The organism is Gillisella vitis (assembly GCF_001541345.2).
Lineage (GTDB): Bacteria > Pseudomonadota > Alphaproteobacteria > Rhizobiales > Rhizobiaceae > Allorhizobium > Allorhizobium vitis.
Map to the genome: position 1 here is coordinate 934,551 of NZ_LMVL02000002.1, position 23,374 is coordinate 957,924.

20 protein-coding genes are annotated in these 23,374 nt (G+C 59.1%); 14 read left to right on the forward strand and 6 right to left on the reverse strand.

Going from position 1 to position 23,374, the window contains the following annotated elements; translation table 11 throughout:
- Positions 1 to 8: 8 nt before the first annotated feature.
- The 3 genes from ASB66_RS09225 to ASB66_RS09235 all read left to right on the forward strand — a co-directional run bounded on the left by ASB66_RS09225 (position 9) and on the right by ASB66_RS09235 (position 4,279).
- Entirely contained in the window at positions 9 to 1,865 is a 1,857-nt protein-coding gene (locus tag ASB66_RS09225) for an O-linked N-acetylglucosamine transferase, SPINDLY family protein (RefSeq protein WP_060719062.1), read from the forward strand.
- Positions 1,866 to 1,944: 79 nt separating this feature from the next.
- Entirely contained in the window at positions 1,945 to 2,553 is a 609-nt protein-coding gene (locus ASB66_RS09230; RefSeq protein WP_081089118.1) for a pyridoxamine 5'-phosphate oxidase family protein, read from the forward strand.
- Between the two features lie 25 nt (positions 2,554 to 2,578).
- On the forward strand, positions 2,579 to 4,279 hold the full coding sequence (locus ASB66_RS09235) for an O-linked N-acetylglucosamine transferase, SPINDLY family protein (RefSeq protein WP_060719061.1): 1,701 nt from the start codon (positions 2,579 to 2,581) through the stop codon (positions 4,277 to 4,279).
- A gap of 36 nt (positions 4,280 to 4,315) precedes the next feature.
- Here the strand turns inward: ASB66_RS09235 and ASB66_RS09240 are convergent, their stop codons facing one another.
- The 3 genes from ASB66_RS09240 to mutY are packed head-to-tail and all read right to left on the reverse strand — an operon-like array spanning position 4,316 to position 6,333.
- Complete coding sequence (locus tag ASB66_RS09240; protein WP_060719060.1) at positions 4,316 to 4,591, reverse strand: putative quinol monooxygenase; 276 nt, start codon at positions 4,589 to 4,591, stop codon at positions 4,316 to 4,318.
- A complete protein-coding gene (locus ASB66_RS09245; RefSeq protein ID WP_060719059.1) occupies positions 4,591 to 5,199 on the reverse strand; it encodes an HAD family hydrolase in 609 nt (202 codons plus the stop codon). The genes ASB66_RS09240 and ASB66_RS09245 overlap by 1 nt, the downstream gene beginning before the upstream one ends.
- A gap of 3 nt (positions 5,200 to 5,202) precedes the next feature.
- Positions 5,203 to 6,333, reverse strand: a complete 1,131-nt coding sequence (mutY, locus tag ASB66_RS09250; RefSeq protein WP_060719251.1) for an A/G-specific adenine glycosylase — start codon at positions 6,331 to 6,333, stop codon at positions 5,203 to 5,205.
- Positions 6,334 to 6,411: 78 nt separating this feature from the next.
- Between mutY and ASB66_RS09255 the strand changes: the two genes are divergently transcribed.
- From ASB66_RS09255 to mhpT, 7 genes are all read left to right on the forward strand, one after another.
- Entirely contained in the window at positions 6,412 to 6,960 is a 549-nt protein-coding gene (locus ASB66_RS09255; RefSeq protein WP_060719250.1) for a DUF721 domain-containing protein, read from the forward strand.
- Positions 6,961 to 7,158: 198 nt separating this feature from the next.
- Positions 7,159 to 7,842, forward strand: coding sequence for a DsbA family protein (locus ASB66_RS09260; protein WP_060719058.1), 684 nt, complete (start codon positions 7,159 to 7,161; stop codon positions 7,840 to 7,842).
- A gap of 315 nt (positions 7,843 to 8,157) precedes the next feature.
- Positions 8,158 to 11,619 carry a chromosome segregation SMC family protein gene (locus ASB66_RS09270; protein WP_060719056.1) on the forward strand — a complete coding sequence of 1,154 codons (3,462 nt, stop codon included), beginning with the start codon at positions 8,158 to 8,160 and terminating at the stop codon, positions 11,617 to 11,619.
- Positions 11,620 to 11,675: 56 nt separating this feature from the next.
- Positions 11,676 to 12,029, forward strand: coding sequence for a type II toxin-antitoxin system RelE/ParE family toxin (locus tag ASB66_RS09275; protein ID WP_060719055.1), 354 nt, complete (start codon positions 11,676 to 11,678; stop codon positions 12,027 to 12,029).
- Positions 12,026 to 12,355, forward strand: a complete 330-nt coding sequence (locus ASB66_RS09280) for a helix-turn-helix domain-containing protein (protein ID WP_060719054.1) — start codon at positions 12,026 to 12,028, stop codon at positions 12,353 to 12,355. The genes ASB66_RS09275 and ASB66_RS09280 overlap by 4 nt, the downstream gene beginning before the upstream one ends.
- Before the next feature lie 64 nt (positions 12,356 to 12,419).
- Entirely contained in the window at positions 12,420 to 12,836 is a 417-nt protein-coding gene (locus tag ASB66_RS09285; RefSeq protein WP_060719053.1) for an Ivy family c-type lysozyme inhibitor, read from the forward strand.
- A 286-nt stretch (positions 12,837 to 13,122) separates the two neighbouring features.
- Complete coding sequence (gene mhpT, locus ASB66_RS09290; RefSeq protein WP_234612714.1) at positions 13,123 to 14,373, forward strand: 3-(3-hydroxy-phenyl)propionate transporter MhpT; 1,251 nt, start codon at positions 13,123 to 13,125, stop codon at positions 14,371 to 14,373.
- Between the two features lie 51 nt (positions 14,374 to 14,424).
- Here mhpT and ASB66_RS09295 read toward each other — a convergent pair whose 3' ends face one another.
- Positions 14,425 to 15,144, reverse strand: coding sequence for an SH3 domain-containing protein (locus ASB66_RS09295; protein ID WP_060719051.1), 720 nt, complete (start codon positions 15,142 to 15,144; stop codon positions 14,425 to 14,427).
- Positions 15,145 to 15,161: 17 nt separating this feature from the next.
- On the reverse strand, positions 15,162 to 15,665 hold the full coding sequence (locus tag ASB66_RS09300; protein WP_060719050.1) for an invasion associated locus B family protein: 504 nt from the start codon (positions 15,663 to 15,665) through the stop codon (positions 15,162 to 15,164).
- 423 nt (positions 15,666 to 16,088) lie between these two features.
- Here ASB66_RS09300 and ppdK point away from each other — a divergent pair, with 423 nt between their 5' ends.
- From ppdK to ASB66_RS09315, 3 genes are all read left to right on the forward strand, one after another.
- Entirely contained in the window at positions 16,089 to 18,773 is a 2,685-nt protein-coding gene (gene ppdK, locus ASB66_RS09305; RefSeq protein ID WP_114386412.1) for a pyruvate, phosphate dikinase, read from the forward strand.
- Between the two features lie 165 nt (positions 18,774 to 18,938).
- The gene (locus ASB66_RS09310; RefSeq protein WP_060719048.1) at positions 18,939 to 20,375 is read left to right on the forward strand and encodes a vWA domain-containing protein; all 1,437 of its coding nucleotides are present in this window, start codon (positions 18,939 to 18,941) and stop codon (positions 20,373 to 20,375) included.
- A gap of 97 nt (positions 20,376 to 20,472) precedes the next feature.
- Entirely contained in the window at positions 20,473 to 21,498 is a 1,026-nt protein-coding gene (locus ASB66_RS09315; RefSeq protein ID WP_060719047.1) for an acetyltransferase domain-containing protein, read from the forward strand.
- Positions 21,499 to 21,504: 6 nt separating this feature from the next.
- Here the strand turns inward: ASB66_RS09315 and ASB66_RS09320 are convergent, their stop codons facing one another.
- Positions 21,505 to 22,416 (reverse strand): LysR family transcriptional regulator, encoded by a 912-nt coding sequence (locus ASB66_RS09320; RefSeq protein WP_234612712.1) that lies wholly within the window; start codon positions 22,414 to 22,416, stop codon positions 21,505 to 21,507.
- Between the two features lie 154 nt (positions 22,417 to 22,570).
- On the opposite strand from ASB66_RS09320, the gene ASB66_RS09325 reads away from it, so the two are divergent.
- Complete coding sequence (locus tag ASB66_RS09325) at positions 22,571 to 23,329, forward strand: 2OG-Fe dioxygenase family protein (protein WP_060719248.1); 759 nt, start codon at positions 22,571 to 22,573, stop codon at positions 23,327 to 23,329.
- The last annotated feature ends 45 nt before the right edge of the window (positions 23,330 to 23,374 follow it).

A 23,374-nucleotide genomic window follows, 5' to 3' on the forward strand; every position in this document is an offset into this window, starting at 1 on the left:
GACGGGTTTTGGCGGCTTTATACAGGCAGGCACTGGAGCAATACGGGGAGGGCGCCTATGAGGCGGCGCTGACGACCGTTTCGCGCCTGTTGCAAGCTGAACGAAGCAATGCCGAGGCTTATATTCTCGCCGCCACCGTGCATGAGCGTCTTGGTAACCGGCTGGAGGCTGCCGACCTGTTCGAGCGGGTGATCGCGCTTACGCCATCGCGCAAACGCGACGTCGCCTTTCGTGCCTGCTCTCATTACCTTGAATCCGGTCACGACGATCTGGCTCTGCGCGCGTTGCTGGCGCTGCACCGTTATATGCCTGATGATGTCGATGCCAATCATTCGATTTGCAGCCTTTACCGCGAGGCGGGCTGTTATCCGGATGCGCTGCCCTATGCGCTTAAGCTGGTGACGATTGGCCGCGATTTCGACAATTGGCTGAATGCAGGCATGGTTCTGTTGGGGGCCGGTCAGGCGGAGAAAGCCTTTGTCGTGCTGAAGGCAGCCTATGAGGCCCGCCCGACGGAACGGCTGGCGCTGACGGAATTGTTCTGGTGCGCGATGAACCTCTGCGATTTCGACCTGGCCACGCGGCTACAGGGTGAGCTTGAGGCTGCCTATGCTGCGGATGGCGCGGTGCTGGACATCCGCGAAAACGTCTTTCGCGCGCTGCAATGGTCTGGCGATGAGGCCTATCATGTGCTGAGTGCGATCCGGACGGGAGAGAAGCATCGCGGCACGGTTGCTCCGCGGCGGCCTTATAAAGCCCGGTCCGGGCAAAGGCTGAGGGTCGGCTATGTCTCGGCAGACCTATACCAGCATGCGACGCTGTCGCTTTTGACCGGCGTGATCGAAAACCATGATCGCGACCGTTTTGAGATTTTTGGCATTTGCCATACCGCAGCGAAGAACCGCAAGGGCGCGCTACGTCACCGTTTCCTTGAGGCCATCGATCACTATGTCGACATCATCGACTTGGATGACGATCAGGCTGCTGCCGCCATACGGCAGCTTGATCTCGACATCCTGATCGACCTCAAGGGATTTACTTTCGAGAACCGGCTGGGGATTTTTTGCCGCCGTCCGGCCCCCGTGCAGGTGGCCTATCTCGGTTTTCCAGGCAGCGTGGTGGGTGTTGGCATCGATTATGCCATTGCCGATGCCATTGTCGCCCCGCCATCATCAGAGCAGTTCTATGCCGAGAGAATCTTCCGGCTGCCCAATAGCTACCAATGCAATGACAATACCCGCGAAAAGGTGATGCGCGATGGCCCGCGCAGCCTCCATGGCCTGCCGGAAAAGGGTGTGGTGTTCTGTTCTTTCAATCAGGCGGTGAAGATTCGATATCAGGTGTTCAAAACCTGGATGGAAATCCTGAAATCGGTTGATGGGTCGGTGCTTTGGCTGATTGATATGCTACCAGTGACGCGAGACAATCTTCGCGCCGCAGCTGTCCGGCTGGGAGTGGCGCCGGAGAGATTGATCTTTGCGCCGAAAAAACCGCTCTCGGAGCATTTGCGCCGGGTGCCTTATGCTGATATCGCCCTTGATACGGGGCCTTGTAACGGCCATACGACAACGGCGGATGCCCTTTGGGCTGGTGTGCCTGTTCTGACCTGGAAAGGCACGAATTTTGCCGGCCGCGTCAGCGAAAGTCTTTTGAGTGCCGTTGGCTTGACCGAGCTGGTCGCCGACGATCTCACCGAATTCGGCCGCCTGGCGGTCGAACTGGCGCAGGATGAGGTCCGCCAATCTCACCTGCGCCAGAACCTCCTTCAAGCCCGCGATACCGCACCCCTGTTTGATACGCCCCGCTTCACCCGCGATTTCGAGGCGGCGTTGGAAGCGATCTGCGCGGATGCCGCCAAGGGTTGATCCGGGTAAATCATCAAGGTAAACGATGATTATGGCGCGCAATCTGGCGTGGTATAAGACGCGATAACGCGGGAGGCGGATGATGACCATTACTACGCTGCAACAGCTGGAAGCCCTCTATGGCACGGTGAAGGAGACATCGCTTGCCAAGGAAATCGACCATCTGAACGATGATTACGCCGCCTTCGTTAGCGCTTCGCCTTTCATCCTGCTCGCCACTGTCGGCGCTGACGGCACCGATTGCTCGCCCAAGGGTGATGCGCCGGGCTTCGTGGCAATTCTTGACCGCAAGACGCTGGCCATTCCCGATCGCCCTGGCAACAACCGGATCGATAACCTGAAGAACATCATCGCAGACGGTCGGACATCTGTGCTGTTTCTCATCCCCGGTGTTGGTGAAACACTGAGGGTCAATGGCCGTGCCACGATCAGCGCCGATCCGGGCCTGCTCGCCCGCTTCACTGTTGATGGAAAACTGCCGAAAAGCGTGATCCTTCTGGCAATTGAAAGCGTCTATTTCCACTGCGCCAAGGCTATTCTCCGCTCAAATCTCTGGGACGCCTCCCGCCATGTCGAGCGCTCCACCCTGCCGTCGGCTGGCCAGATGCTGAAGAACATTGTGAGCGGCTTTGATGGCGAAGCCTATGACAAGGAACTGCCCGAGCGGTCGAGGAAGAGCCTGTATTGATCCTTGGTAGAATTTCCGGACCATCATGACCGCTGACCTTACCAATACGATCCTGTCGCTTTATTCACAGGGCCTGTTCCAGGCTGCCCTTGATGAGGTGAAGGCTTTGCCGCCGGGCCTTGCCGATGACCCCAGGATGGCGATCATCGGCGGACAATGTCTCTACAAGCTCGGCTATGCCGAAGCGGCGGCGGATCATTACGTGCGGGCGGCGGAGCGTCTTGGGGGGGAAGGCGCGCAGCTGCGCAAACTGGCTTACGATCTCTATAAAAACTTGGGAAATAGAGAAAAAGCTGTCGCCCTTGCCGAGCATATCTTGCAGGATGACCCACGCCATCTTGAAGCGGCTCTCCTGCGCCGCAATCGTCTTTTCGAACTCGCAATGCTGGATGAGCTAAAGCTGGCCAACGACGAGGCTGCGCGCGCCATCGCGGCTGCCGATGAATTTGCGACGTCCTGCGAACTGCCGCTGAGCGCCCTTTACTGGTGCGATGATGAGAGCACGCTTGCCCGCCTACCGAACCAGGAAAAATCGGTCATCTCGCCGCAGATCAGATTGGCTCGCCGCACGAAGCCGCATGTCTATGGTGACAAAATCCGCATCGGCTATCTCTCTGGCGATTTCACCAGCAATCATGCCGTGATGGTCAACTTGCAGGGCGTCCTCGAACGTCATGACCGAAGCCGGTTCGAGATCATTCTTTATTGCTATACAAAACAGGCCAAGATCGACCGTGACAACGGATCGCGGGCTCGCATGGGGACGATCAAGCAAATTGCCGACCTCTCAACGCAGGCAGCGAGTGATCTGATCAGGAGCGATGGCATCGATATTCTCATCGATCTGCAAGGCCATACCCAGGATGCCCGGATCGATCTGGTCAATTCCGGTCTGGCGCCGATCCAGGTGGCCTGGCTGGGCTTTCCCTCCACCGGCACCGGCATTGACTGCGATTACGTCATCGGCGACCCGATCGTGACGCCGGATAGCAGCAAGCCGTTCTATCATGAGAAACTCTGCCGCCTGCCGGAGACCTATGAGCCGAATGACAATATCAATCGGCCCTTGCCGCCACCTGCACCGAGAACGGTCCTGGGGTTGCCGGAGCACAAATTTATCTTTGCCTCGTTCAACAATGTCAAGAAAATCAGCCCGCAGACCGCCGATGCCTGGCTCTCCATCTTCCGAGAGGTGCCGGATAGCGTGATGTGTTTGCTCTGCGGGCAAGAACAGGTCAGGGACAATCTGCGTGCCTATTTCACCCGGCAGGGGCTCTCGGCGGACCGGCTGATTTTCGCGCCGCCACTGGCTTATGCATCGCATCTTGCGCGTGTGCAGGCCGTCGACCTCGTGCTCGATAGCTTTCCCTATTGCGGTCACACCACCACGTCCGATTGTCTCTGGGCCGGTGTGCCGGTTCTGGCGCTCAAGGGCCATAATTTCGCATCCCGGGTTTCGGAAAGTCTCCTGAGCGCGCTCGACATCCCCGAACTCGTGGCGCCAACGGTCGAGGCCTATATTGCGCAGGCATTGGATTTCGCCCGCAACCCATCTCGCCTTTTGCCGCTGCGCGAGCGGATCGCCGCCAACAGGCACACCACGCCGCTGTTTGACACCAACCGTTTTACTCAGCATCTCGAAGATGCCTACGAGATGATGGTGGCGCGCGCCAAGGCCGGGCTGGAGCCGGATCATATCGATGTCCCGGCTCGGCCGTCCCTGTGACGAGGTTTTGAGGAAATAGGCTGGAGACCAGGGCTATCAAGCCCTGATCGTATAATCCCTGGCAATGCCCTGTGTCACTGTGAACCAGTTCGATGCTTTCGTGCGCTGCTGATGCGCGTCGAAAGCGGCCTTATCAACAAAGACTTCCGAAACAAGAAAACGCCCGGTGATAGTAGGGCAGGCTTCGACGTTGAAAGACAGGCACCCCGGCTCGGCCCGCGTCAGGGCGATATGCTCAGGCAGAGCCGCCTTTACGGCTTCCAGCCGATCCTCTGTGACGTCGATATGGCCGTCGAGAAACACTTTAGCCATCAGAGCACGCCGCCGTTTTTGAGATCGGCCTTGAGTTTTTCCGGGTTCTCGAAATGCACCGCCTGCCAACCAGCAGCCTTGGCACCGACCACATTGGGCAGGCTGTCATCAATGAAAATCGAATGGGCGGGATCGAGACCAAAATCCGTGGCATGGCGCTGATAAATCGCCACATCCGGCTTGATCAGGCCGATTTCGCCCGACACTGTGACGCCGCGCGGGCGGTTGAGGAAGGGAAACATCTCGCGGGCTTCAACAAAGGTGTCGGCGGCGAAATTGGTCAGCATCGTCACATCGCGGCCCTCATCGATCAGGGCATTGAAGATCTCGACGGTGCCATCATAGGCATGCGGCACCATTTCGCGCCAGTGCTGGCGAAAGGCGCGGATATGCGCTTCGCGGTCGGGATGTTCGGCAATCAGCAGCGCTTCGGCATCGGCCCATGTACGGCCCCGGTCCTGCTCAAGGTTCCATTCGTGGGTGCAGACATTGTCGAAAAACCATTGCCGCTCCTTTGCATCCGGGATGATCCGGCTGAACGGTAGATTGGGGTCGTAATGGATCAGTACCTTGCCGATGTCGAAAACGATATGCCGGATCTCTGCCATGCTCTATTCCATTTTTCTGACTGCGAAGGCCTCGGGTATAGCCTGGGTGATCGCCTTTTTCATCACCGTCGGCAAGGCCTGGGCTTCAAGATTGATGAGCGGCTCCCACCATCCGTGATCGGCCCAATGGTAATCATCGGGCCGAACCTTGACCGCATCGGCCCGGAAGATCGTCAGCCGTAGCTCGAAATGGGTAAACACATGGGTGATGACGCCGCAGGGCCGCCAATTGGCATCCATCGGCGCGCTGGCCTCGCTGTCGTCGCCGTCGATGCGAGCCGTCCATTCGGTGGTCGGCACTTCCGTCATGCCACCCAGAAGCCCCTTGTCGGCGCGCTTGCGCAGCAGGATGCGGTTGCGGTCATCAAGAGCGATGAAGGCGGCACCAAGCCGTATCGGCTTGGCCTTTTTCGCTGCCTTGACCGGAAAATGCTCGGGGTCATGGGCTTTCAGCGCCAGACAGTGGGTGTTGAACGGACAGAGCGAACAGGCAGGCCGTTTTGGCGTACAGATCGTCGCTCCCAGATCCATCATCGCTTGCGCGAAGTCGCCGGGCCGCTCAGTGGGCGTCAGCGCCGCGACCTGTGCCTTGATCGCCGGTTTGGCGCCAGGCAGGGGATCGGATATCGCATAGAGCCTCGAAATCACTCGCTCGACATTGCCATCCATCACAGCCGCCTGCCGGTTAAACGCAATGGCGGCAATGGCGGCGGAGGTATAATCGCCGATGCCGGGCAGTGATTGCAGGCCTTCCTGGGTGTCGGGAAACACGCCGCCATGCAGATCGGCGACAGCCTCGGCGCATTTTTTCAGGTTGCGGGCGCGGGCGTAATAGCCCAGGCCCGCCCAGGCCGCCATCACGTCCTCGGTGGGCGCGCTGGCAAGATCGGTGACTTTCGGCCAGCGGGCCAGGAATTTCAGGAAATAGGGTTTGACCGCCTGCACCGTGGTTTGTTGCAGCATCACTTCCGAAAGCCAGATGTGATAGGGATCAGGCCTGACACCACGCGCTGCCATTGGCGGCGAGATCCGCCAGGGCAGATCACGGTGATGGCGGTCATACCAGGCGAGAAGGTCGTCAGTGCTTGGCCCGTCTTCGTGAGAGGTATGTTCGGCAAGTTTTCGGGTTTTCATGCTCATACTATATATATGGTGACGAATCACGGCGCATATCAAGCGTTCCGGATTGCAATGACGAGGCACCATCCAGCCATGGCCTTCAAAAAACGCGGCGCTGCCCAGATTTCGGAACTGGCCAACGGTATCATCGATCCGGTGATTGCGCGGCGTGCCGGGATTTCGACGGCGCTGCTGTCGTCCTGGGACGAGATTGCCGGGGCCGATTTTGCCGATTGCACACGGCCTGAAAAGATCGTCTGGCCGAGGCGCGACTATGCCGGACAGGATTCGGGCCAGAAATCCGGCCCGAAGTCGAGTGCGCCTGCCGGTCAATCCGGCGGCTATAAGGCGGGCGTGCTGACCATTGCCTGCGAAGGGGCGCGGGCGCTGTTTCTCAACCATGCGCAGGGCGAGTTGATTGCTCGCATCAACGGGTTTTTCGGCTATCCGGCCATCGGGCAGATTCGGATCGTGCAAAAACCGGTCTCCAACACCGCCAAGCACCGGCGCGGGCCGGGCCGTCTGGATGCGGTGCAGGCGAAAAAGCTCTCGGAAATGACTGAGGGGATTGAAAGCGACAAGCTCAAAAAAGCAGTCGAGCGGCTGGGCCGGGCGGTGTTGTCGCAAAAAAAGCCGAAATGACAGCTTTGTAATTTGAATTGGCAGGCCAAAACCCTCACATACAGTCTGAACCGTGCTGTGGGGCGGTGGTGTGCCTGTCTCGCGACAACTCAGTCTTGCGAGCGATGTCTTGCCAGATGATGTATTGTCAGGTTGTGAGAGACAGGTATAACCGGGCGCAGGTTTACAGCACGATCGTTACTCTATGCGGGTGAAATAATGTCGAATTCAGAACTGACCCTGACCAAGCGCCATCTTCTGGCCGGTATCGCCACGGCGGCCACAGGCCTCGCCGTCTCCGGCATGGTAAGCCCGGCCTTTGCCGCCGCCGAAATGCCCAAGCCCGACCATGATGTCGATATGGCAGAGGTGATGAAACCCGGCGCCCTGCCGGACATGGCGCTTGGCAAGCCCGATGCGCCGGTCAAGATCGTCGAATATTTCTCGATGACCTGCCCGCATTGCGCTCATTTCCACGCCACGACCTTCGATACGATCAAGGAAAAATACATCGATACCGGCAAGGTCTATTTCGTGTTCCGCGAATTTCCCTTCGACCCTGCTGCCACCGCTGCTTTCATGCTGGCGCGTTGCGCCCCGAAGGATCAATATTATCCGTTCATCACCATGTTCCTGAAGCAGCAGCGCTCCTGGGCCGCGCCTGACAATGGCGATGTGCGCGGTGCCATGCTGCAAATGTCGAAAATGGCCGGTTTCACACAGGAAAGCTTCCAGGCTTGCTTGACGAACACCAAGCTTGCCGGTGATGTAACCGCAGAGCGGGACCGCGGCGCCAAGCAATTTGGCGTCAACGCAACCCCGACCTTCCTGATCAACGGCAAAAGCTATTCTGGAGATATGTCGGTTGAATCCATGTCGGCGCTCATCGACAGCCTTCTCTGACACTGCGCATCCGATCAAGACGGGCGGTGGCGAAAGCCATGCGCCCGTTTTTTTGTGGCCGGTGTCAGTGTTGGGCTTCGCCCCCCTCATCCGGCTGCCGCCACCTTCTCCCCGCTGGGGAGAAGAGTCAGGAACCGCAGCGTCTCGGTTCTCCTCTCCCCAGCGGGGAGAGGTCCGCCGAGCGCAGCGGAGGCGGGGTGAGGGGGAGCCACACGGTCTTCCTTTTGACTGTTCCTTTCAAAAACCTTCTCAATCTGGCAGACAATACGCTTCAGAGGCTGCTGCTCCTGAGGATCTCTTTGTTGGGATAGGCCCATGAAGTTCACCAAGCTTCGGGTCGTCGGCTTCAAATCCTTTGTCGAGCCCACCGAATTCATCATCGAGCGCGGACTGACCGGTGTTGTCGGGCCAAACGGCTGCGGCAAGTCCAATCTGGTTGAGGCGCTGCGCTGGGTGATGGGGGAAAACTCCTATAAGAACATGCGCGCTTCCGGCATGGATGACGTGATCTTTTCCGGCTCCGGCAATCGCCCGGCCCGCAATTCGGCGGAGGTTGGGCTATATCTCGACAATTCTGATCGCACCGCGCCCGCCGCCTTCAATGACAGCGACGAAATTCAGGTCAGCCGCCGTATCGAACGGGAAAACGGTTCTGTCTATCGCATCAATGGCAAGGAAGCCCGCGCCAAGGATGTGCAATTGCTGTTTGCCGATGCCTCGACCGGGGCGCGTTCGCCGTCGATGGTTGGCCAGGGGCGGATTGGCGAGTTGATCCAGGCCAAGCCGCAGGCACGCCGGCAATTGTTGGAAGAGGCCGCCGGTATTTCCGGCCTGCATTCGCGCCGTCATGAGGCGGAACTGCGGCTGCGTGCCGCCGAAACCAATCTGGAGCGGCTGGAGGATATTGTCGCCCAGCTGGAAAGCCAGATCGAGAGCCTGAAGCGCCAGGCCCGTCAGGCCAATCGCTTCAAGATGCTATCCGCCGATATCCGCGCCCGCGATGCCATGCTGCTGCACATCCGCTGGACGGAAGCGCGGCAGGCCGAGGCCGAGGCGGAAGCGTCGCTCAACGAGACGACCTCGCTGGTGGCCGAACGGGCGCAGGAGCAGATGGAGGCGGCCAAGGCCCAAGCTATTGCCAGCCTGCAATTGCCTGCGTTGCGTGACGAAGAGGTCAAGGCCGCAGCCAGCCTGCAACGCTTGCAGATTGCCCGCAGCCAGCTGGAGGAGGATGCCGGACGGCTGTTCAAGCGTCGTGACGAACTGACCCGGCGGCTGTTGCAGCTGGAAGAGGATATTACCCGCGAGCAGCGGTTGGTTGATGACAATGCCGAAATTCTTGAGCGGCTGGCTGCCGAGGAAGCCGAACTGGAAGAGGTGCTGACGGAAAGCGGCCAGGAGGCCGACGATCTGCGCATCGCCCTGGAAGACGCCTCTGCCAGCCTTGCCGACAGCGAATCCCGCTTTGCCGCAATCACCGCCGAACGCGCCGAGGCGGCAGCCGGGCGCAACCAGTTGGAACGGGCGCTGCGCGACCTTGCCGACAAGCGATTGCGGCTGGAGCGTCAGGCCGACGAGGCAGGCCGCGAACTGGATGCCGTGGCCGAAAAGCTCGCGGCCCTGCCGGACCCGGAGGAAAAGCGCGAGGCGGTGGAAGCCGGTGAATATGCCGTGGAAGAGGCTGAAAGCACGGTTGCGCAAGCGGAAGAGGCTTTAAGTGCCGCACGTCGCGCCGAGGCACTGGCCCGTGGCCCGGTGGACGCGGCACGCTCTACCTTGGCGGCGTTGGAAACCGAGGCGAAAACTATTGCCAAAATGCTGGCCTCTTCGGCCAGCGCCGGAGAATTTTCGCCTGTGGCCGATGCACTAACCGTCGAGCGCGGCTTTGAAACTGCGCTTGGTGCCGCGCTTGGCGACGATCTGGAAAGCCCGCTTGATGCGCGTGCGCCCGCCCATTGGGCCATGCCCGGGCCGGATGGCGATGACCCGGCTTTGCCCGCTGGCATCGTCGCTCTCGCCACGCATGTGTCCGCACCGCAAGCTTTGTTGCGTAGGCTAAAACAGATTGGCATCACCGATGCGGCCACCGCGCAACGCCTGCAACCGGACCTGAAACCCGGCCAGCGGCTGGTGACGCGGGAGGGGGCCGTCTATCGTTGGGATGGCCATGTCACAGGCTCTGAAGCGCCGAGTGCGGCAGCCCTTCGCCTTGCCCAGAAGAACCGCCTGAAGGCATTGGAAGAAGAGGTTGACGAGGCTCGCATCGGGCTGGAAGACGCTGAAGAACAATTGACGGCAGCGCGCGAGACGGTGACACGAAGCGAGGCTGGGCTTGCAGAAGGGCGTGAGCGTCAACGGTTGATCCTGCGTCAGCTGTCGGAAGCCCGCGAGGCGCTGACCGTTGCCGAGCGTGCCAGCGGTGATCTGCTGCGCCGTCGCGCCGTGGTGGAAGAGGCGGTCAACGGGCTTCGCGCCCAGATCGAAGAGGCCGAAAGCCTGGCCGAAGAGGCGCAGATTGCCCTTGCCGATCAGGCCGACCTGACGTCGCTGGACGACCAATTGCGGCAATTGCAGATGGAGGTCGCTACCGGTCGCGGACTGGTGGCCGAAGCCCGTGCCCGCCATGAAGGGTTTGCCCGAGAAAACGACCAGCGCCAGCGCCGGATCATGGCGATCCGTCAGGAGCGGCAAAGCTGGGCGCAACGGGCGGCTAGTGCTAGCCAGCATATCGCCACGCTGAGGGAGCGCGAGGCGGAAGCCCGCGACGAAATGGCCGAGCTGGAAGCGGCCCCCGACGAATTCGATGAAAAGCGCCGTCTGCTGATGGGCGAGCTGGACAAGGCCGAAGCCGCACGGCGTGCTGCCGCCGACCGGCTGGTGGAGGCCGAGGCCCGCCAGCGTCAGGCCGATCAGGTCGCTGCTAGCGCCTTGTCGGCGCTGGCCGAAGCGCGCGAGCGCCGGGGCAGGGCGGAAGAACGATTGCTGTCTGGACGCGAGCGGCGCAAGGATGCCGAGGCCCGTATTCAGGAAGCGCTCAATGTCGGCCCGCACGAAGCCTTCCGCCTGACCGGGTTGAAACCCGATGACGCGATCCCTGACCTGCGCGAGGTCGAGCGTGATCTGGACCGCCTGAAAATCGAGCGCGAACGGCTGGGCGCCGTCAACCTGCGCGCTGATGAAGAGCAGAAGGAATTGTCCGATAAGCTCGCAGCCCTGATCAAGGAGCGCGACGATGTGATCGACGCGATCCGCAAACTGCGGGGCGCGATCCAGAGCCTGAACCGCGAGGGCCGGGAACGGCTGGTGGCGGCTTTCGACGTGGTCAATGCGCAGTTCCAGCGGCTGTTCACCCACTTGTTCAACGGTGGCACGGCGGAATTGCAGTTGATCGAAAGCGACGATCCGCTGGATGCTGGCCTGGAAATCCTCGCCCGACCGCCTGGCAAAAAGCCGCAAACCATGACGCTGCTGTCCGGCGGTGAGCAGGCCTTGACAGCGATGGCGCTGATTTTCGCGGTCTTCCTCACCAATCCGGCGCCGATTTGCGTGCTGGACGAGGTCGATGCGCCGCTCGACGACCACAATGTCGAGCGCTATTGCAACCTGATGGACGAAATGGCGGCCTCGACCCAGACCCGTTTCGTGATCATCACCCACAATCCGATCACCATGGCCCGCATGAATCGGCTGTTCGGCGTCACCATGGCCGAACAGGGTGTCTCCCAGCTGGTGTCCGTGGATTTACAGACGGCGGAGCAATTGCGCGAGGCTGTCTGACCGTCTTCGACGGTTCTTGTTTTTATATCTTTAAATATATATTTTTTGGATGATTGATGATATACATCGTGCGGTTCCATTCCGACTTCATTCCTGAGTGGAAGGCATTGGACTTGGGTTTGAAGGAATTGGTGGGTGAGGTATTGGATCATCTCGAAGACGATGGCCCGTTTTTGGGTCGTCCTGAGGTGGGTACGCTTTCTGGTTCGGATCATGCCAATATGAAGGAGATCAGGGTCAAATTTGGAAAGCAGGTCTGGCGTTTTGCTTTTGCCTTCGACCCGGCCCAAAGTGCGATCATTCTTTGTGGAGGCGACAAGCAAGGCATGAGCAAAACGCTGTTTTACAAACAATTGATCGGCAAAGCTGACGCACGATTTTCTTCCTGGCTAAAGGACCAAGCGCAATGAGCACTGAGTGGAAGACGTTACGCGCGGAACTCCCCGACGATGTTCGTGTTCGGCTTGACGCAAAACGTCAAGATCGTCGCCTGGGTAAGGCTTTGGCGGAAGTGCGCAAGGCTATGCAGGCCACGCAGCAGGAGGTCGCATCAGGAGCCGCCATGACGCAGAATACCGTTTCGAAAATGGAAAATGCTGATGATGTGCTGATATCGTCCATCGTGCGCTACATGCATTCCATTGGGGGCGGTGTCGAACTCGTGTTGAAAATGCCAGACGGGAAAGCGAAGCGTGTCGATTTCGACCCGGACATTTATGTGAAGCAGACTGCGTGATGGGCTGGCATTGCCCAATTGGCCTTACCGGCGGGCGCGGCCAGATATTTGACAGGAGATTTGCATGGCCCGCTGGATACTGCTGCTGACCGCTCTTGTCTGCCTTTTTGCGATTCCGGCAGCAGCTGAAAATCTCTCCGGCAATTTCCTTGCGCAGACCGTGAAAACCTCCAAGCCGCATCGCGATGCGCTGACGGGGCTGGTGCGTGGCCGTCAGGGGATTCCGCTCTGGGTGCTGAACATGGTCGGCAAGGATGATTATATCGGGCTCGCTTCCGTTGAAATGCCTGTAGACGACAAGCCCATGCAATTGTTCTACGCCTGCCAGCCGAAGCGTTGCGAGCAAAGCGCCGTTCGTGTGCTGTTTTCCGCCGATGGCAAGCATGCGGTGATGCGTATTCAGGACCAGGCTGAAGGCGAGATCTTTCTCGGCACGCCAAGCGAGGCGGAAAAGACCGCATTGGCGCGTGCTCCGGGCTGATAGTCTGAGAAATAGCGATTTTAAATCATGCTGCCTGCAACGGATGATAGGTCGCAATCCCTTGTATTTAAATAGGAAATAGAGATCTTGCTTTGATTGGAGAGATTTTCTCCTCTCCAGCAAGCCACGATTGCTAAATGCCAATTCCAATAGTATGCTCAACATACTTTACGGCATCTTGCCGCGCAGATAGCGTGGTCAGGATGGCTGAGGGATTATCCAAAAGGTCTGACCGGGCGCGAGGAGGCGAGCGGTTGAACCGTTATCGGCATCAATGGGAGGCATTATGCTGTCGACAACATCGCGACCGGGCTCGTCCCGGATCATTTTTCTGGTTTTTCTGGCGGCGATGATTGAAGGTTTCGACCTTCAGGCTGCGGGCGTGGCGGCGCCGAAACTGGCGCCGGTCTTCGGGCTGACACCCGCCCAGATGGGACTGTTCTTTTCCTCTGCGACATTTGGCCTGATCTTTGGCGCCGTTTCCGGCGGCATGATCTCGGACCGGTTTGGACGCCGTTTGGGCCTTAGCCTGGCGCTTTTCATCTTCGGGATCTTCTCGCTTGCCACGGCAGCAGTCACATCCGTAGAAGGCTTGATCGCTATGCGCTTTCTCACCGGTGTCGGCCTGGGCGGAGCGTTGCCGAACCTGGTGGCCATAGCTGTCGAGTCGACCACGCCGGAGCGCCGCGGCCGGGCCGTGTCGATCATGTATGCCGGTATTCCATTTGGCGGGGCGATTGCCAGCGTGGTGGCCATGGCTGGCCTGCATGACGACTGGCGCACCATCTTCATTGCCGGCGGCATCATGCCGATGCTGCTCGTGCTGCCACTGTTTATGATGCTGCCGCAGCTCAAGGTCGAAAAGTCGGAAAAGACCAAGAAGGAGGGCGCCTGGCGTCAGGTGTTTTCCGCCGATACGGCACTGCGCAGCATCCTACTCTGGACGGGTTTCTTCTTCGGCATCATGGTGCTCTATCTTCTGCTCAACTGGTTGCCGACCCTTCTGGTCACGCGCGGACTGGATCGCCAGCAGGCGGGCCTCATTCAGGTGATCTTCAATATTGCCGGGGCCGTGGGCGGCTTGACAGGCGGATGGTTCCTTGATGGGAAACGTAAGGTCCTCAACGGCTCGCTCTGCTTCCTGCTTCTGGTCGTCTCGCTCGTGCTGCTCGGACTGGCACCGGCCAATTTCGCCGCCAATGCCATCGCTGGTGCCTTGATCGGGGTGAGCGTCATGGCTGCCCAGTCACTGCTCTACGGCATTGCGCCGCAATGCTACGCGCCCGATGTTCGTGGCACCGGCGTGGGACTTGCCGTTGCGGTTGGCCGGTTCGGTTCGGTGGTCGGGCCGCTGTTTGCCGGTGGTTTGATTGCTGCTGGACGCTCGCCGACCGAGGTGTTGATGGCGATCGTGCCGGTGGGGGTGGTTGCTGGTATCGCAACCGTTCTGCTGTTGTCGCGGCTGCGCGACCTGCCGCAGGATAGCACCGCGAAGGATGTGCCTGGACATGCAACGCCATCCATGGTCAAGCCTTGACCGGTTGGGGATCTTGCTTGGGAAGCCGTCCGGCATTCTGGTTGTAAAACCTCAATTGCCGATGGTTTCACCGGGATAAACGCCCCAGACCAGGCCCTGCCGGACAAAGCCGGAAGGGCCACCTCGTTCTACCGAAACGGAACACCAATGCCCATCGCAGCCACCGATTTTTAGCCGTACCCGTGGCTGGAGTTGGGCGGTGACGGCAGCCGTGGCAAGCGGGCGGTCGCGCAGCATGACGAGATCGCCTTTCGAGCCGCGCCAGGGGGCGACAAGACCGGTGCGGGCACCGCTGAGCATGACAGCGGACATCCAGCCGCTGGTGCCGTCGCTATCGCGAACCTGCCGCCAATTGTCGTATTCCTCAATGATTTCCACCGGCAGGCCTCGGGCCTCGTAGATAAAGCGAACCGGGTAGTCGGTGGAAGGGCCAGCCCGCATCCGCACCCTATCGGCCTTTAGCGAGGCAAAGCGCGGCAGCGGATAGCCGGTAACGCGTCCCTTCTGCCGCAGCATTGGCATGGCCGCAGCCGTGCTGGGCGCAAGCAGGCTTGCCGCCCCGATCAACGGGGCCAGCAACAGGGCGGCCAGCAGGGCGCGGCGGTTCACACGGGGAGCCATCGAAAATGACGGACCGTATTCAGTTTTCTGATGTCTCAAGGCATTGATGCATTTGAGGTCGTCGAAATCTGTTGACGGCGAGGATGCGTCATCCTCCTGGAGCCTTTGTGTGAAACCGCCTTTGGCGATCAGGGGGCGTTTCTCAGGCATTGTCGGTTTTGGACATGTCAGCGGCAGGCCTGGGCCTGTTTCAGCGCGGCAGAAACGCCTTGTAGCGAATAGGTATAGGTCGTGTGGGTGCCGCGCTTCGAGGTGGTTTTCACAGTCATGCGGCGACCTTGTTTCATGGCGGCAATCACCTTTGCGTCATCCGCTTCCAGCCGGGTCCAGCCGACATTGGCTTTCGGCGCCATCTGGAACGTCTTGTCATCGACGTTCACGTCGATGGTCGAGCCCTGAGCGACATTGTAGCCCATCACGGCCTGGGGATAATAATTGACGCCGCCAGTTTTTTTCGGGGCGATCAGGAAGAAATTCTTGCCATGGTCAATGCCAACAGGATCTTCCTTTGAAGGCACGGACAGCACGTAGCAAACGGTCTTGCCGCCATCCTTGTAGGAAAACAGCCCCCAGTGATCGAACTGCTTGACCATCCGAGGGGCTGCCGATGCAAAGCTCGCCGAAAAGCCAAGAATGGCAAGCATCAATGCAACGGTTTGTAGTGATGACATATCTGGCAATCTCCTTTGGTTGAGTGGGTCTCTGTTCGTTCTCTACCCCAATCAGCCGGCCATGAGGTTACCGACACGTTAATTTCTCTTCACAATTGGTTGAGCCAATTTGCGACATTCCGTCACAAATTTTTGAAATATCAATTGGTTGAGCGAGAAAATCGCCCTCGAAACAGGCGTTGGCCACTTTCCCGTCCCAACCATCGCTCAATGCCAAGTCGAGCCTCGACACATTGATCTTTACACTGGGATGCCGCAATTATGCTGCAATGCGGGATACGATTGATATTATGAGATTTTCAACGGATCACGAATGCGCTAAGTCTTTTGAGGGATAAAAGCATCGGACCGAAAAGTGGATACCGGTTTTCGGATCATCCGATGCGAAAACAAGAACAGTCGGGCGGAGAAAGAAAAACGACCATGGGGAAGTGGGTCTACAGCTTCGGCGGCGGCAAGGCTGAGGGCGGCGCTGGCGATGTCGAACATTTGGGCGGTAAAGGTGCCAATCTTGCCGAAATGGCGGGTCTCGGCCTGCCCGTGCCGCCGGGTCTGACGATTGTCACGGATGCCTGCACGCATTTCTACGCCCATGGCCGCAGTCTGGCTGATGACATGAAGGCAGAGGTGCTGGCCGGTATCGACGTGATCGAAGCCGAGACCGGACGCACGTTTGGCAATGCCAAAAATCCTCTGCTTTTGTCGGTGCGCTCGGGTGCGCGCACTTCCATGCCCGGCATGATGGATACGGTTCTCAATCTCGGCCTGAACGATGAGACGGTGGTTGGCCTTGCTCATCGCGCCGGAGACGCTCGCTTCGCCTGGGACAGTTACCGCCGCTTCATCCAGATGTATGGCGATGTCGTTCTGGGGCTGGATCATGAAGTGTTCGAGGAAATCCTTGAGCATGAAAAAGGCCGGTTTGGCCACGAGTTCGACACCGAACTGAGCGCCGATGAATGGCAGCATGTGACTGACCTCTACAAGCAATTGATTGAGGATGAACTGGGCGAACCCTTTCCGCAGGACCCTGAGGTTCAGCTTTGGGGGGCGGTGGCAGCGGTGTTTGCCAGCTGGATGAACGCCCGTGCCATTACCTATCGGCAGTTGCACAATATTCCCGGCCATTGGGGCACGGCGGTTAATATCCAGGCCATGGTGTTTGGCAATCTCGGCTCCAGTTCGGCCACCGGCGTGGCGTTTACCCGCAATCCGTCGACAGGAGAAAACCAGCTTTACGGCGAGTTTCTGGTCAATGCCCAAGGTGAGGACGTGGTGGCGGGCATCCGCACCCCGCAATCCCTCAGTGAGCGGGCGCGGCTGGAAAGCGGCTCCGACAAGCCGTCGATGGAAAAGCTGATGCCCAAGGCCTTTGCGGAGTTTACGGCGGTCTGCGCGCAGCTTGAAACCCATTACCGCGACATGCAGGATGTGGAATTCACCATTGAGCGCGGCAAGCTTTGGATGTTGCAGACCCGCTCCGGCAAGCGCACCACCAAGGCAGCCATGAAGATCGCTGTCGATATGGTGGCGGAAGGGCTGATCGACGAGGACGAGGCGGTGTCGCGCATCGAGCCGGCGTCGCTGGACCAGCTTTTGCACCCCACCATCGATCCGCGCGTGGCGCGGGATGTGATCGGCTCTGGCCTGCCGGCGTCGCCTGGGGCGGCCACCGGCGAAATCGTCTTTACCGCCGAAGATGCTGTCAGCGCCAAGGAAGAAGGCCGCAAGGTTATTCTGGTGCGCATGGAAACCAGCCCGGAAGACATTCACGGCATGCATGCCGCTGAAGCGATCCTGACCACCCGTGGCGGCATGACCAGCCATGCGGCGGTGGTGGCGCGCGGCATGGGCATTCCCTGCGTGGCCGGTGCCGGCAGCATGCGGGTCGATATCCGCAATGGTGTGCTGCTAGGCGTTGGCGTCAAGCTGAAGAAGGGCGATATCATCACCATAGACGGTTCTTCCGGCCAGGTTTTGCAGGGCGCCGTGCCGATGCTGCAACCGGAACTGTCGGGGGATTTTGCCCAGCTGATGCAATGGGCCGACCGCACGCGCCGCATGACGGTGCGCACCAATGCGGATACGCCGGGCGATGCCCGCGCTGCCCGTTCCTTCGGTGCCGAGGGCATCGGTCTTTGCCGCACAGAACACATGTTTTTCGAAGGCGAGCGCATCCATGTGATGCGCGAAATGATCCTGGCCGAGGACGAGGCCGGACGGCGCGCCGCGCTCGACAAGCTGTTGCCGATGCAACGCTCGGACTTCACCGAACTATTCACCATCATGCATGGCCTGCCGGTGACGATCCGCCTGCTCGATCCACCGTTGCATGAGTTCCTGCCGAAGACGGCCAAGGAAATCACCGAGGTGGCCGTGGCGATGGGCATGGAGCCCCGCGCGCTGGCGCAGCGGGTCGAGGCTTTGCACGAGTTCAACCCCATGCTCGGCCATCGCGGCTGCCGGTTGGCGATCTCCTATCCTGAAATCGCCGAGATGCAGGCACGGGCGATTTTCGAAGCTGCCGTCGCCGCAGGCCTTGAGACCGGCGCGCCGGTCGTGCCTGAAATCATGGTGCCGCTGGTCGGGCTGCGCTCCGAGCTGGATTATGTGAAGGGTGTGATCGACCGGATTGCCTCCGAAGTGATGCGTGAAGGCAAGCTGGAAATCTCCTATCTGGTCGGCACGATGATCGAGCTGCCGCGCGCCGCCATCCGCGCCCATGTGATTGCCGAGGCTGCCGAATTCTTCTCCTTCGGCACCAATGACCTGACCCAGACCACGTTCGGCATGTCACGCGATGATGCCGCGGCCTTCATTCCCACCTATCAGCGCAAGGGGATTATCGAGCGCGATCCGTTCATCTCGCTGGATTTCGATGGGGTCGGCGAGTTGATCCGCATGGCCGCCGAGCGCGGTCGCCAGACCCGGCCAGATATGAAGCTCGGCATTTGCGGCGAACATGGTGGTGACCCGGCCTCGATCCATTTCTGCGAGGATGTCGGGCTGGATTACGTCTCCTGCTCACCCTTCCGGGTGCCGATCGCCCGGCTGTCCGCCGCCCAGGCAAGCATCAAGCAACGGCGCCTCATAGCGAAGGAAGTTTGAAGCCACCGTATGTTTATTCGCCGTTTCGGCACAAAATGCTCTATTGAGTTGCATTTTATCAATTGAATTTCGGCTTTGTTTCAAATGGTTTTATAAAACAGCTACCCAACAAGGATTGAAGAGCAGGACTGGTGTCCCGGACGCTTCAACACATGGTTGGGTAAAATGCGCCTTAAAGACACACTTTCAAAGCTCCTCGCCGATGACAAGGGCAACTTCGCTGTCATGTCGGCCATTCTGATGATGCCGTTGCTTCTGGCTGTCGGTGCGGCGGTGGACTACAGTTCGGCGCGCGATCATCGCAACGATATTCAGGTGACAGCTGATTCGGCTATCCTGGCGGCGGCGTCGAGCTATTCCTCGTCTTCCGGCGTCGATGCCCTGGCATCGGGTATCGACAGCTATCTCGAGTCCAAATTGGCGGATCAGGGTTCTAATGACGTCGACACCGCCGCAGTGCCCAAACGGTTGAGTGGGCCGACCTTATCGGCGGATGGCAAGGAAATCTGCATTGTTGTCGGCGAGGGTGTGCCGACCAGTTTCATGCAGCTGGCCGGGGTCAAGACCGTAGAGGTCTCCGCCAAATCCTGCGCGGCGCTGCCGGGCAATATTGACCTGGAAGTGTCCCTGGTGCTCGACGTTTCCAGCTCGATGATCGAGGAAGGTCGTTTTGTGCCGATGCAGACGGCAGTGAAGAGCTTTTTGACCTCGTTTGCCAATGATGCCACGGTCGCCAAGCGCAGCAAGATCGCCATTGCGCCGTTTTCAAGCCGTTTCAACATTGGCCTTACCCATAAGGACTGGTTGAAGGCTTATGGTGGCAATGCTGCGTTGCCCAGCCGCTGGACCGATCCCAAGTCCTATTACTCGTCTTCGAGCTACAGTTTCACCCAGTGGATCGATAACGTGACACCGCTCGCCTATACCTCGAAAAATTACTATTGGATCGGCTGCGTCGAGCCGCGCGCTGACGTGGAAATGAAAGACAATGGCGCCATCGGTACCAATGGCCTGAGCGACGCGCCACCCAGCACCGAGGCCTTCGTGGCGCAAGATTCCAACAGCGGCTCGTCCACCAGCTTCTGCCCGCCGCCCATCGTTCCGCTGACGTCGAGTTTTAGTACATTGCAGAGCGCTATCGCCAATATGACCTCGGAAGGCTCCACGCGGCTTGATGCCGGAATGCTGGCGGGCTGGTACACGCTGTCGCCAAAATGGCGCTCGGCATGGGGTGGCGGGACCGCGCCCGCCGACTATTCCGAAAAGGTCAAAAAAGTCATCGTCTTCATGACCGATGGCGAGATGAATGTAAAATACGGACCCAGTGACACCGACAAGCTGGACTGGATTTGCAACAAGACCCGCACAAGCGCCTGTAATGATATCGCCACCAATGCGCTTCTGACCACCTGCAATTCAATCAAGTCCAACAATATCGACATCTATGCGATTTCCTACAGTTCGGAAGCGGATGTCAAAAATTTGCAGACTTGCTCCAGCGGCGCCAAATATTACTTCAGCGCCTCCACCACCAATATCAAGGATGTCTATACGGCGATCTCCAAGAACATTATCGGCAGTACGGTGCGGCTGACGCAGTGAACCGGAGGGTGACAGGTGAGATGAATCGTGGTGTGGGTGACAAATCGCCTTGATTATGAGATAGGCCGGGTCGTCACACTCGCAAAGGCCAGGCACGATGAACGACACCCACCGGACATCCTCCACGGCGCCCACCTCCCGCAAACGCCGTCAGAAGGGCCGCGACACGCCGCCGCCTGGCTCACAATCTGCCAAGCCGCAACGCGAGGGGCAGGGCAAGGCCAGTCCTGCGGCTGCGTCCGGTACTGACAGATGGGTGCAAGCCCGTCGCGTTATGAAGACGGATGGTTTTCGCGCCAGTGCGCTGCTGGCTGGTTTCGGCCTGTTCCTTCTGGCGGTGTCGCAAAGCCTGCCGCATGATTATGGCTTTACCGAACTGGGCGCGCTGTTCACCTTCTCGGTGTATGATCTTGTTCTGGCCATGCTGGGCATCGCGGTCGCCTGCGCGATGATGCCCAGCGCCCGGCAATTTGCCATCACCATCGGCGTGTTTCTCGCCGTGCTATCGATCATGCTGCTGTTTTTCGACCCGATCTTCGTCGCCATTCGCGAGAGTGCGCTGGGGCAGGTGCTGTACCTGATCGCGCCGGTGGCCGTCGCCATCACCGGCGCCAGTCTCTGGCTTTCGGGGCGCTGGCGGGATCGGGCCATGCTGGCATCCGCTGCCGTTGTTGCCTTTTCTTTCTCGTTGTTTCTCGGCCTGGACGATTTCGGCGTCGGCATTCCGTCCTTTGCGATTGCCTCGGTGCTTTCGGCCCTGTGGATCATCCTCACCCCGGCCTTTCTGTTGCGCTGCTTCAAGGGCCCCTGGCTGAACATTCCCTCGCGCATCCTCGGCAGCTGGCTGCTGGTCATCGCCATTATCGTCACCGTCTCGCTCTATGTGCCGCTGCCAATCAAGACCCAGCCGCCCGTCGATCTCGGTCAGCCGGACCTGTCGATCGATGGCGAGGACCCCGGTACAGCTCCGAGCGACCCCTCTGCCTTGCAGGATAAGGGGGCTTACGGCTCAATGAATTCCAATGGTACGCAGGTGCCCGATTTCCTGGAAGAGGAGCCAAAGCCCGACCCCAATGCGCCCTCCGTGTTTGAGGGGCTGAAAACGCCGAAAATTGGTGGATGAGAATGCCTATGGCAGATGCCGGGTTTCTGCGGCCGGACGGGCAGTGGATGCCTGGGCCAGACGGGCGCGCATGCGTCGTGACAGCCAGTCGGTAAACACCAGCCGTCTTTCATCGGCGGCAAAATCGCTATTGGAGACGGCAAGATAATGGGTGCCATCCTCATGAAACGCACCGAGTGCGGCCAGTCGTCCGGCTGCCATATCCGTCGTCACCATATGGATCGATGCCAGTGCGACACCCTGGCCGGCCATCGCCGCCTCAAGGGCCAGATAGAAATGCTCGTAAAAAATGTCCGAGTTGAACTTGCGGGTCCCCGGCTGGGTTTTGCGCCAATTCAGCCAGGCATCGGGGCGCGAGCGGGTATGCAGGGCAGGCACGCTGGAGCGAGGCTCTGTGTTGAGGTCAGCCGCCACCTGTGGCGTGCAGACCATGCCCATCGCTTCCGGCGCCAGCTCCCTCACATGCAGGCGAGGGTCGATGGCAAAATCGTTGCGCCGCACGGCAAGATCGACGTGATCGCGGCGAAAGTCGATTTTTCCGCCCGCTGCAAGAACCTTGACATCCAGTCCGGTGCTTTCTTTCAGATCGCCAAGGTTTGGTATAAGGAATTTCAGGCAGAGCGTCGGTTCACAGGAAACGATCAGCGGTTGGGCATAGGCATTGCTGCGAAAATCCGTGACGACATTTTCCAGATCCTGGAACACCGAGGCAAGCCTGGCAGCCAATTGACGACCGCGCTCCGTCAGGAAGACAGCCCGGTTGCGACGCAGGAACAGCGGCTCGCCCAGACTCTCCTCCAGATTCTTGACCTGCTTGCTGATCGCTCCATGCGTGACGTGCAATTCCTGGGCCGCCAACACAAAACTTTCATACCGCGCCGCCACCGCAAAGGCCTTCAAAGCCCCCAATTGCGGCATGCGCGCCATCCTCGATCGGAATTCGGAACTGTCGGGCATATGTGTGAATTTACCTCACGCTTTTGCTCGAAAATATATCGGTTTTCACGAAACACAACATATGATTGATAATCGGTATCGGCGGGTTACGCCGATGAAATCGGAGCCATTTTCAATGCAAGGCAATATTTCAGTCTTAAAGCACAGCGATCCGGCCAATGTGACCAATATCGATGTCTGCCAACAGTTGCATGACTTCGATTTTGTGTTTCTTGAAAGCAACAATTTTCTCGATGTCATTCATCAAAGCCATTTTAGCAGCCAGGACATTGCTGATTTTCAGGCGTCCTGGGACGATCTTAAGCCGGATACCTATATGGCCGACGGCGGCAAATATCGCCTTCGCCGGCACGCAACCCTGACGGGCGCGCCTAAGGGCGGGCCCGTCAGTCTCGAAAAGCATCAGCCACATTTCCAGACGACCTCCTACAATCCTCTGAATGGCGGCATTGAGCGCCATTTCGAGCCGGTATTGGCATCGACCATTGAAAATCCGGTGATGCAGGCGATTTTCTCCTTCGCCTCTTCCACCTTCGGCGCTCTGTCGCCTTTTTCGACCTGGCACATGGAGTTGCATCAGTTCCGCATTGAAGCTGTGCAGACCGGTGGAAAGCCAACACCTGAAGGCGTTCACCGCGACGGTGTGGATTTCGTGCTGATGGTTCTCATCAATCGGCAGAATATTGTTGGTGGCGAAACCTCCATCCTGGATCGGGACGGCATCAAGCTGGCGGAATTTACGCTGACGGACCCCTTCGATGCTGCCATCGTCAATGATGAACGCGTTGCCCATGGCGTAACGCCGATCACCAAGCTCGATCCCGACCAGCAGGGCCTGCGCGATGTTCTGGTCCTGACCTTCCGCCGCAAATAAACGCAGATGTCAGCCGCGCGGAACCGCGCTGCTGTTGCCGGATCC

What these genes read in the sequence shown, in the direction of transcription:
- ASB66_RS09315 (WP_060719047.1), top strand. Translation starts at nt 20,473, where the DNA reads ATGAACGACACCCACCGGACATCCTCCACGGCGCCCACCTCCCGCAAA.
- ASB66_RS09245 (WP_060719059.1), bottom strand. Translation starts at nt 5,199, where the DNA reads ATGGCAGAGATCCGGCATATCGTTTTCGACATCGGCAAGGTACTGATC.
- ASB66_RS09295 (WP_060719051.1), bottom strand. Translation starts at nt 15,144, where the DNA reads ATGCCTGAGAAACGCCCCCTGATCGCCAAAGGCGGTTTCACACAAAGG.
- ASB66_RS09230 (WP_081089118.1), top strand. Translation starts at nt 1,945, where the DNA reads ATGATGACCATTACTACGCTGCAACAGCTGGAAGCCCTCTATGGCACG.
- mhpT (WP_234612714.1), top strand. Translation starts at nt 13,123, where the DNA reads ATGCTGTCGACAACATCGCGACCGGGCTCGTCCCGGATCATTTTTCTG.
- ASB66_RS09300 (WP_060719050.1), bottom strand. Translation starts at nt 15,665, where the DNA reads ATGTCATCACTACAAACCGTTGCATTGATGCTTGCCATTCTTGGCTTT.
- mutY (WP_060719251.1), bottom strand. Translation starts at nt 6,333, where the DNA reads ATGAAAACCCGAAAACTTGCCGAACATACCTCTCACGAAGACGGGCCA.
- ASB66_RS09285 (WP_060719053.1), top strand. Translation starts at nt 12,420, where the DNA reads ATGGCCCGCTGGATACTGCTGCTGACCGCTCTTGTCTGCCTTTTTGCG.
- ASB66_RS09255 (WP_060719250.1), top strand. Translation starts at nt 6,412, where the DNA reads ATGGCCTTCAAAAAACGCGGCGCTGCCCAGATTTCGGAACTGGCCAAC.
- ASB66_RS09235 (WP_060719061.1), top strand. Translation starts at nt 2,579, where the DNA reads ATGACCGCTGACCTTACCAATACGATCCTGTCGCTTTATTCACAGGGC.
- ASB66_RS09275 (WP_060719055.1), top strand. Translation starts at nt 11,676, where the DNA reads ATGATATACATCGTGCGGTTCCATTCCGACTTCATTCCTGAGTGGAAG.
- ASB66_RS09320 (WP_234612712.1), bottom strand. Translation starts at nt 22,416, where the DNA reads ATGCCGCAATTGGGGGCTTTGAAGGCCTTTGCGGTGGCGGCGCGGTAT.
- ppdK (WP_114386412.1), top strand. Translation starts at nt 16,089, where the DNA reads ATGGGGAAGTGGGTCTACAGCTTCGGCGGCGGCAAGGCTGAGGGCGGC.
- ASB66_RS09325 (WP_060719248.1), top strand. Translation starts at nt 22,571, where the DNA reads ATGCAAGGCAATATTTCAGTCTTAAAGCACAGCGATCCGGCCAATGTG.
- ASB66_RS09260 (WP_060719058.1), top strand. Translation starts at nt 7,159, where the DNA reads ATGTCGAATTCAGAACTGACCCTGACCAAGCGCCATCTTCTGGCCGGT.
- ASB66_RS09270 (WP_060719056.1), top strand. Translation starts at nt 8,158, where the DNA reads ATGAAGTTCACCAAGCTTCGGGTCGTCGGCTTCAAATCCTTTGTCGAG.
- ASB66_RS09280 (WP_060719054.1), top strand. Translation starts at nt 12,026, where the DNA reads ATGAGCACTGAGTGGAAGACGTTACGCGCGGAACTCCCCGACGATGTT.
- ASB66_RS09240 (WP_060719060.1), bottom strand. Translation starts at nt 4,591, where the DNA reads ATGGCTAAAGTGTTTCTCGACGGCCATATCGACGTCACAGAGGATCGG.
- ASB66_RS09310 (WP_060719048.1), top strand. Translation starts at nt 18,939, where the DNA reads ATGCGCCTTAAAGACACACTTTCAAAGCTCCTCGCCGATGACAAGGGC.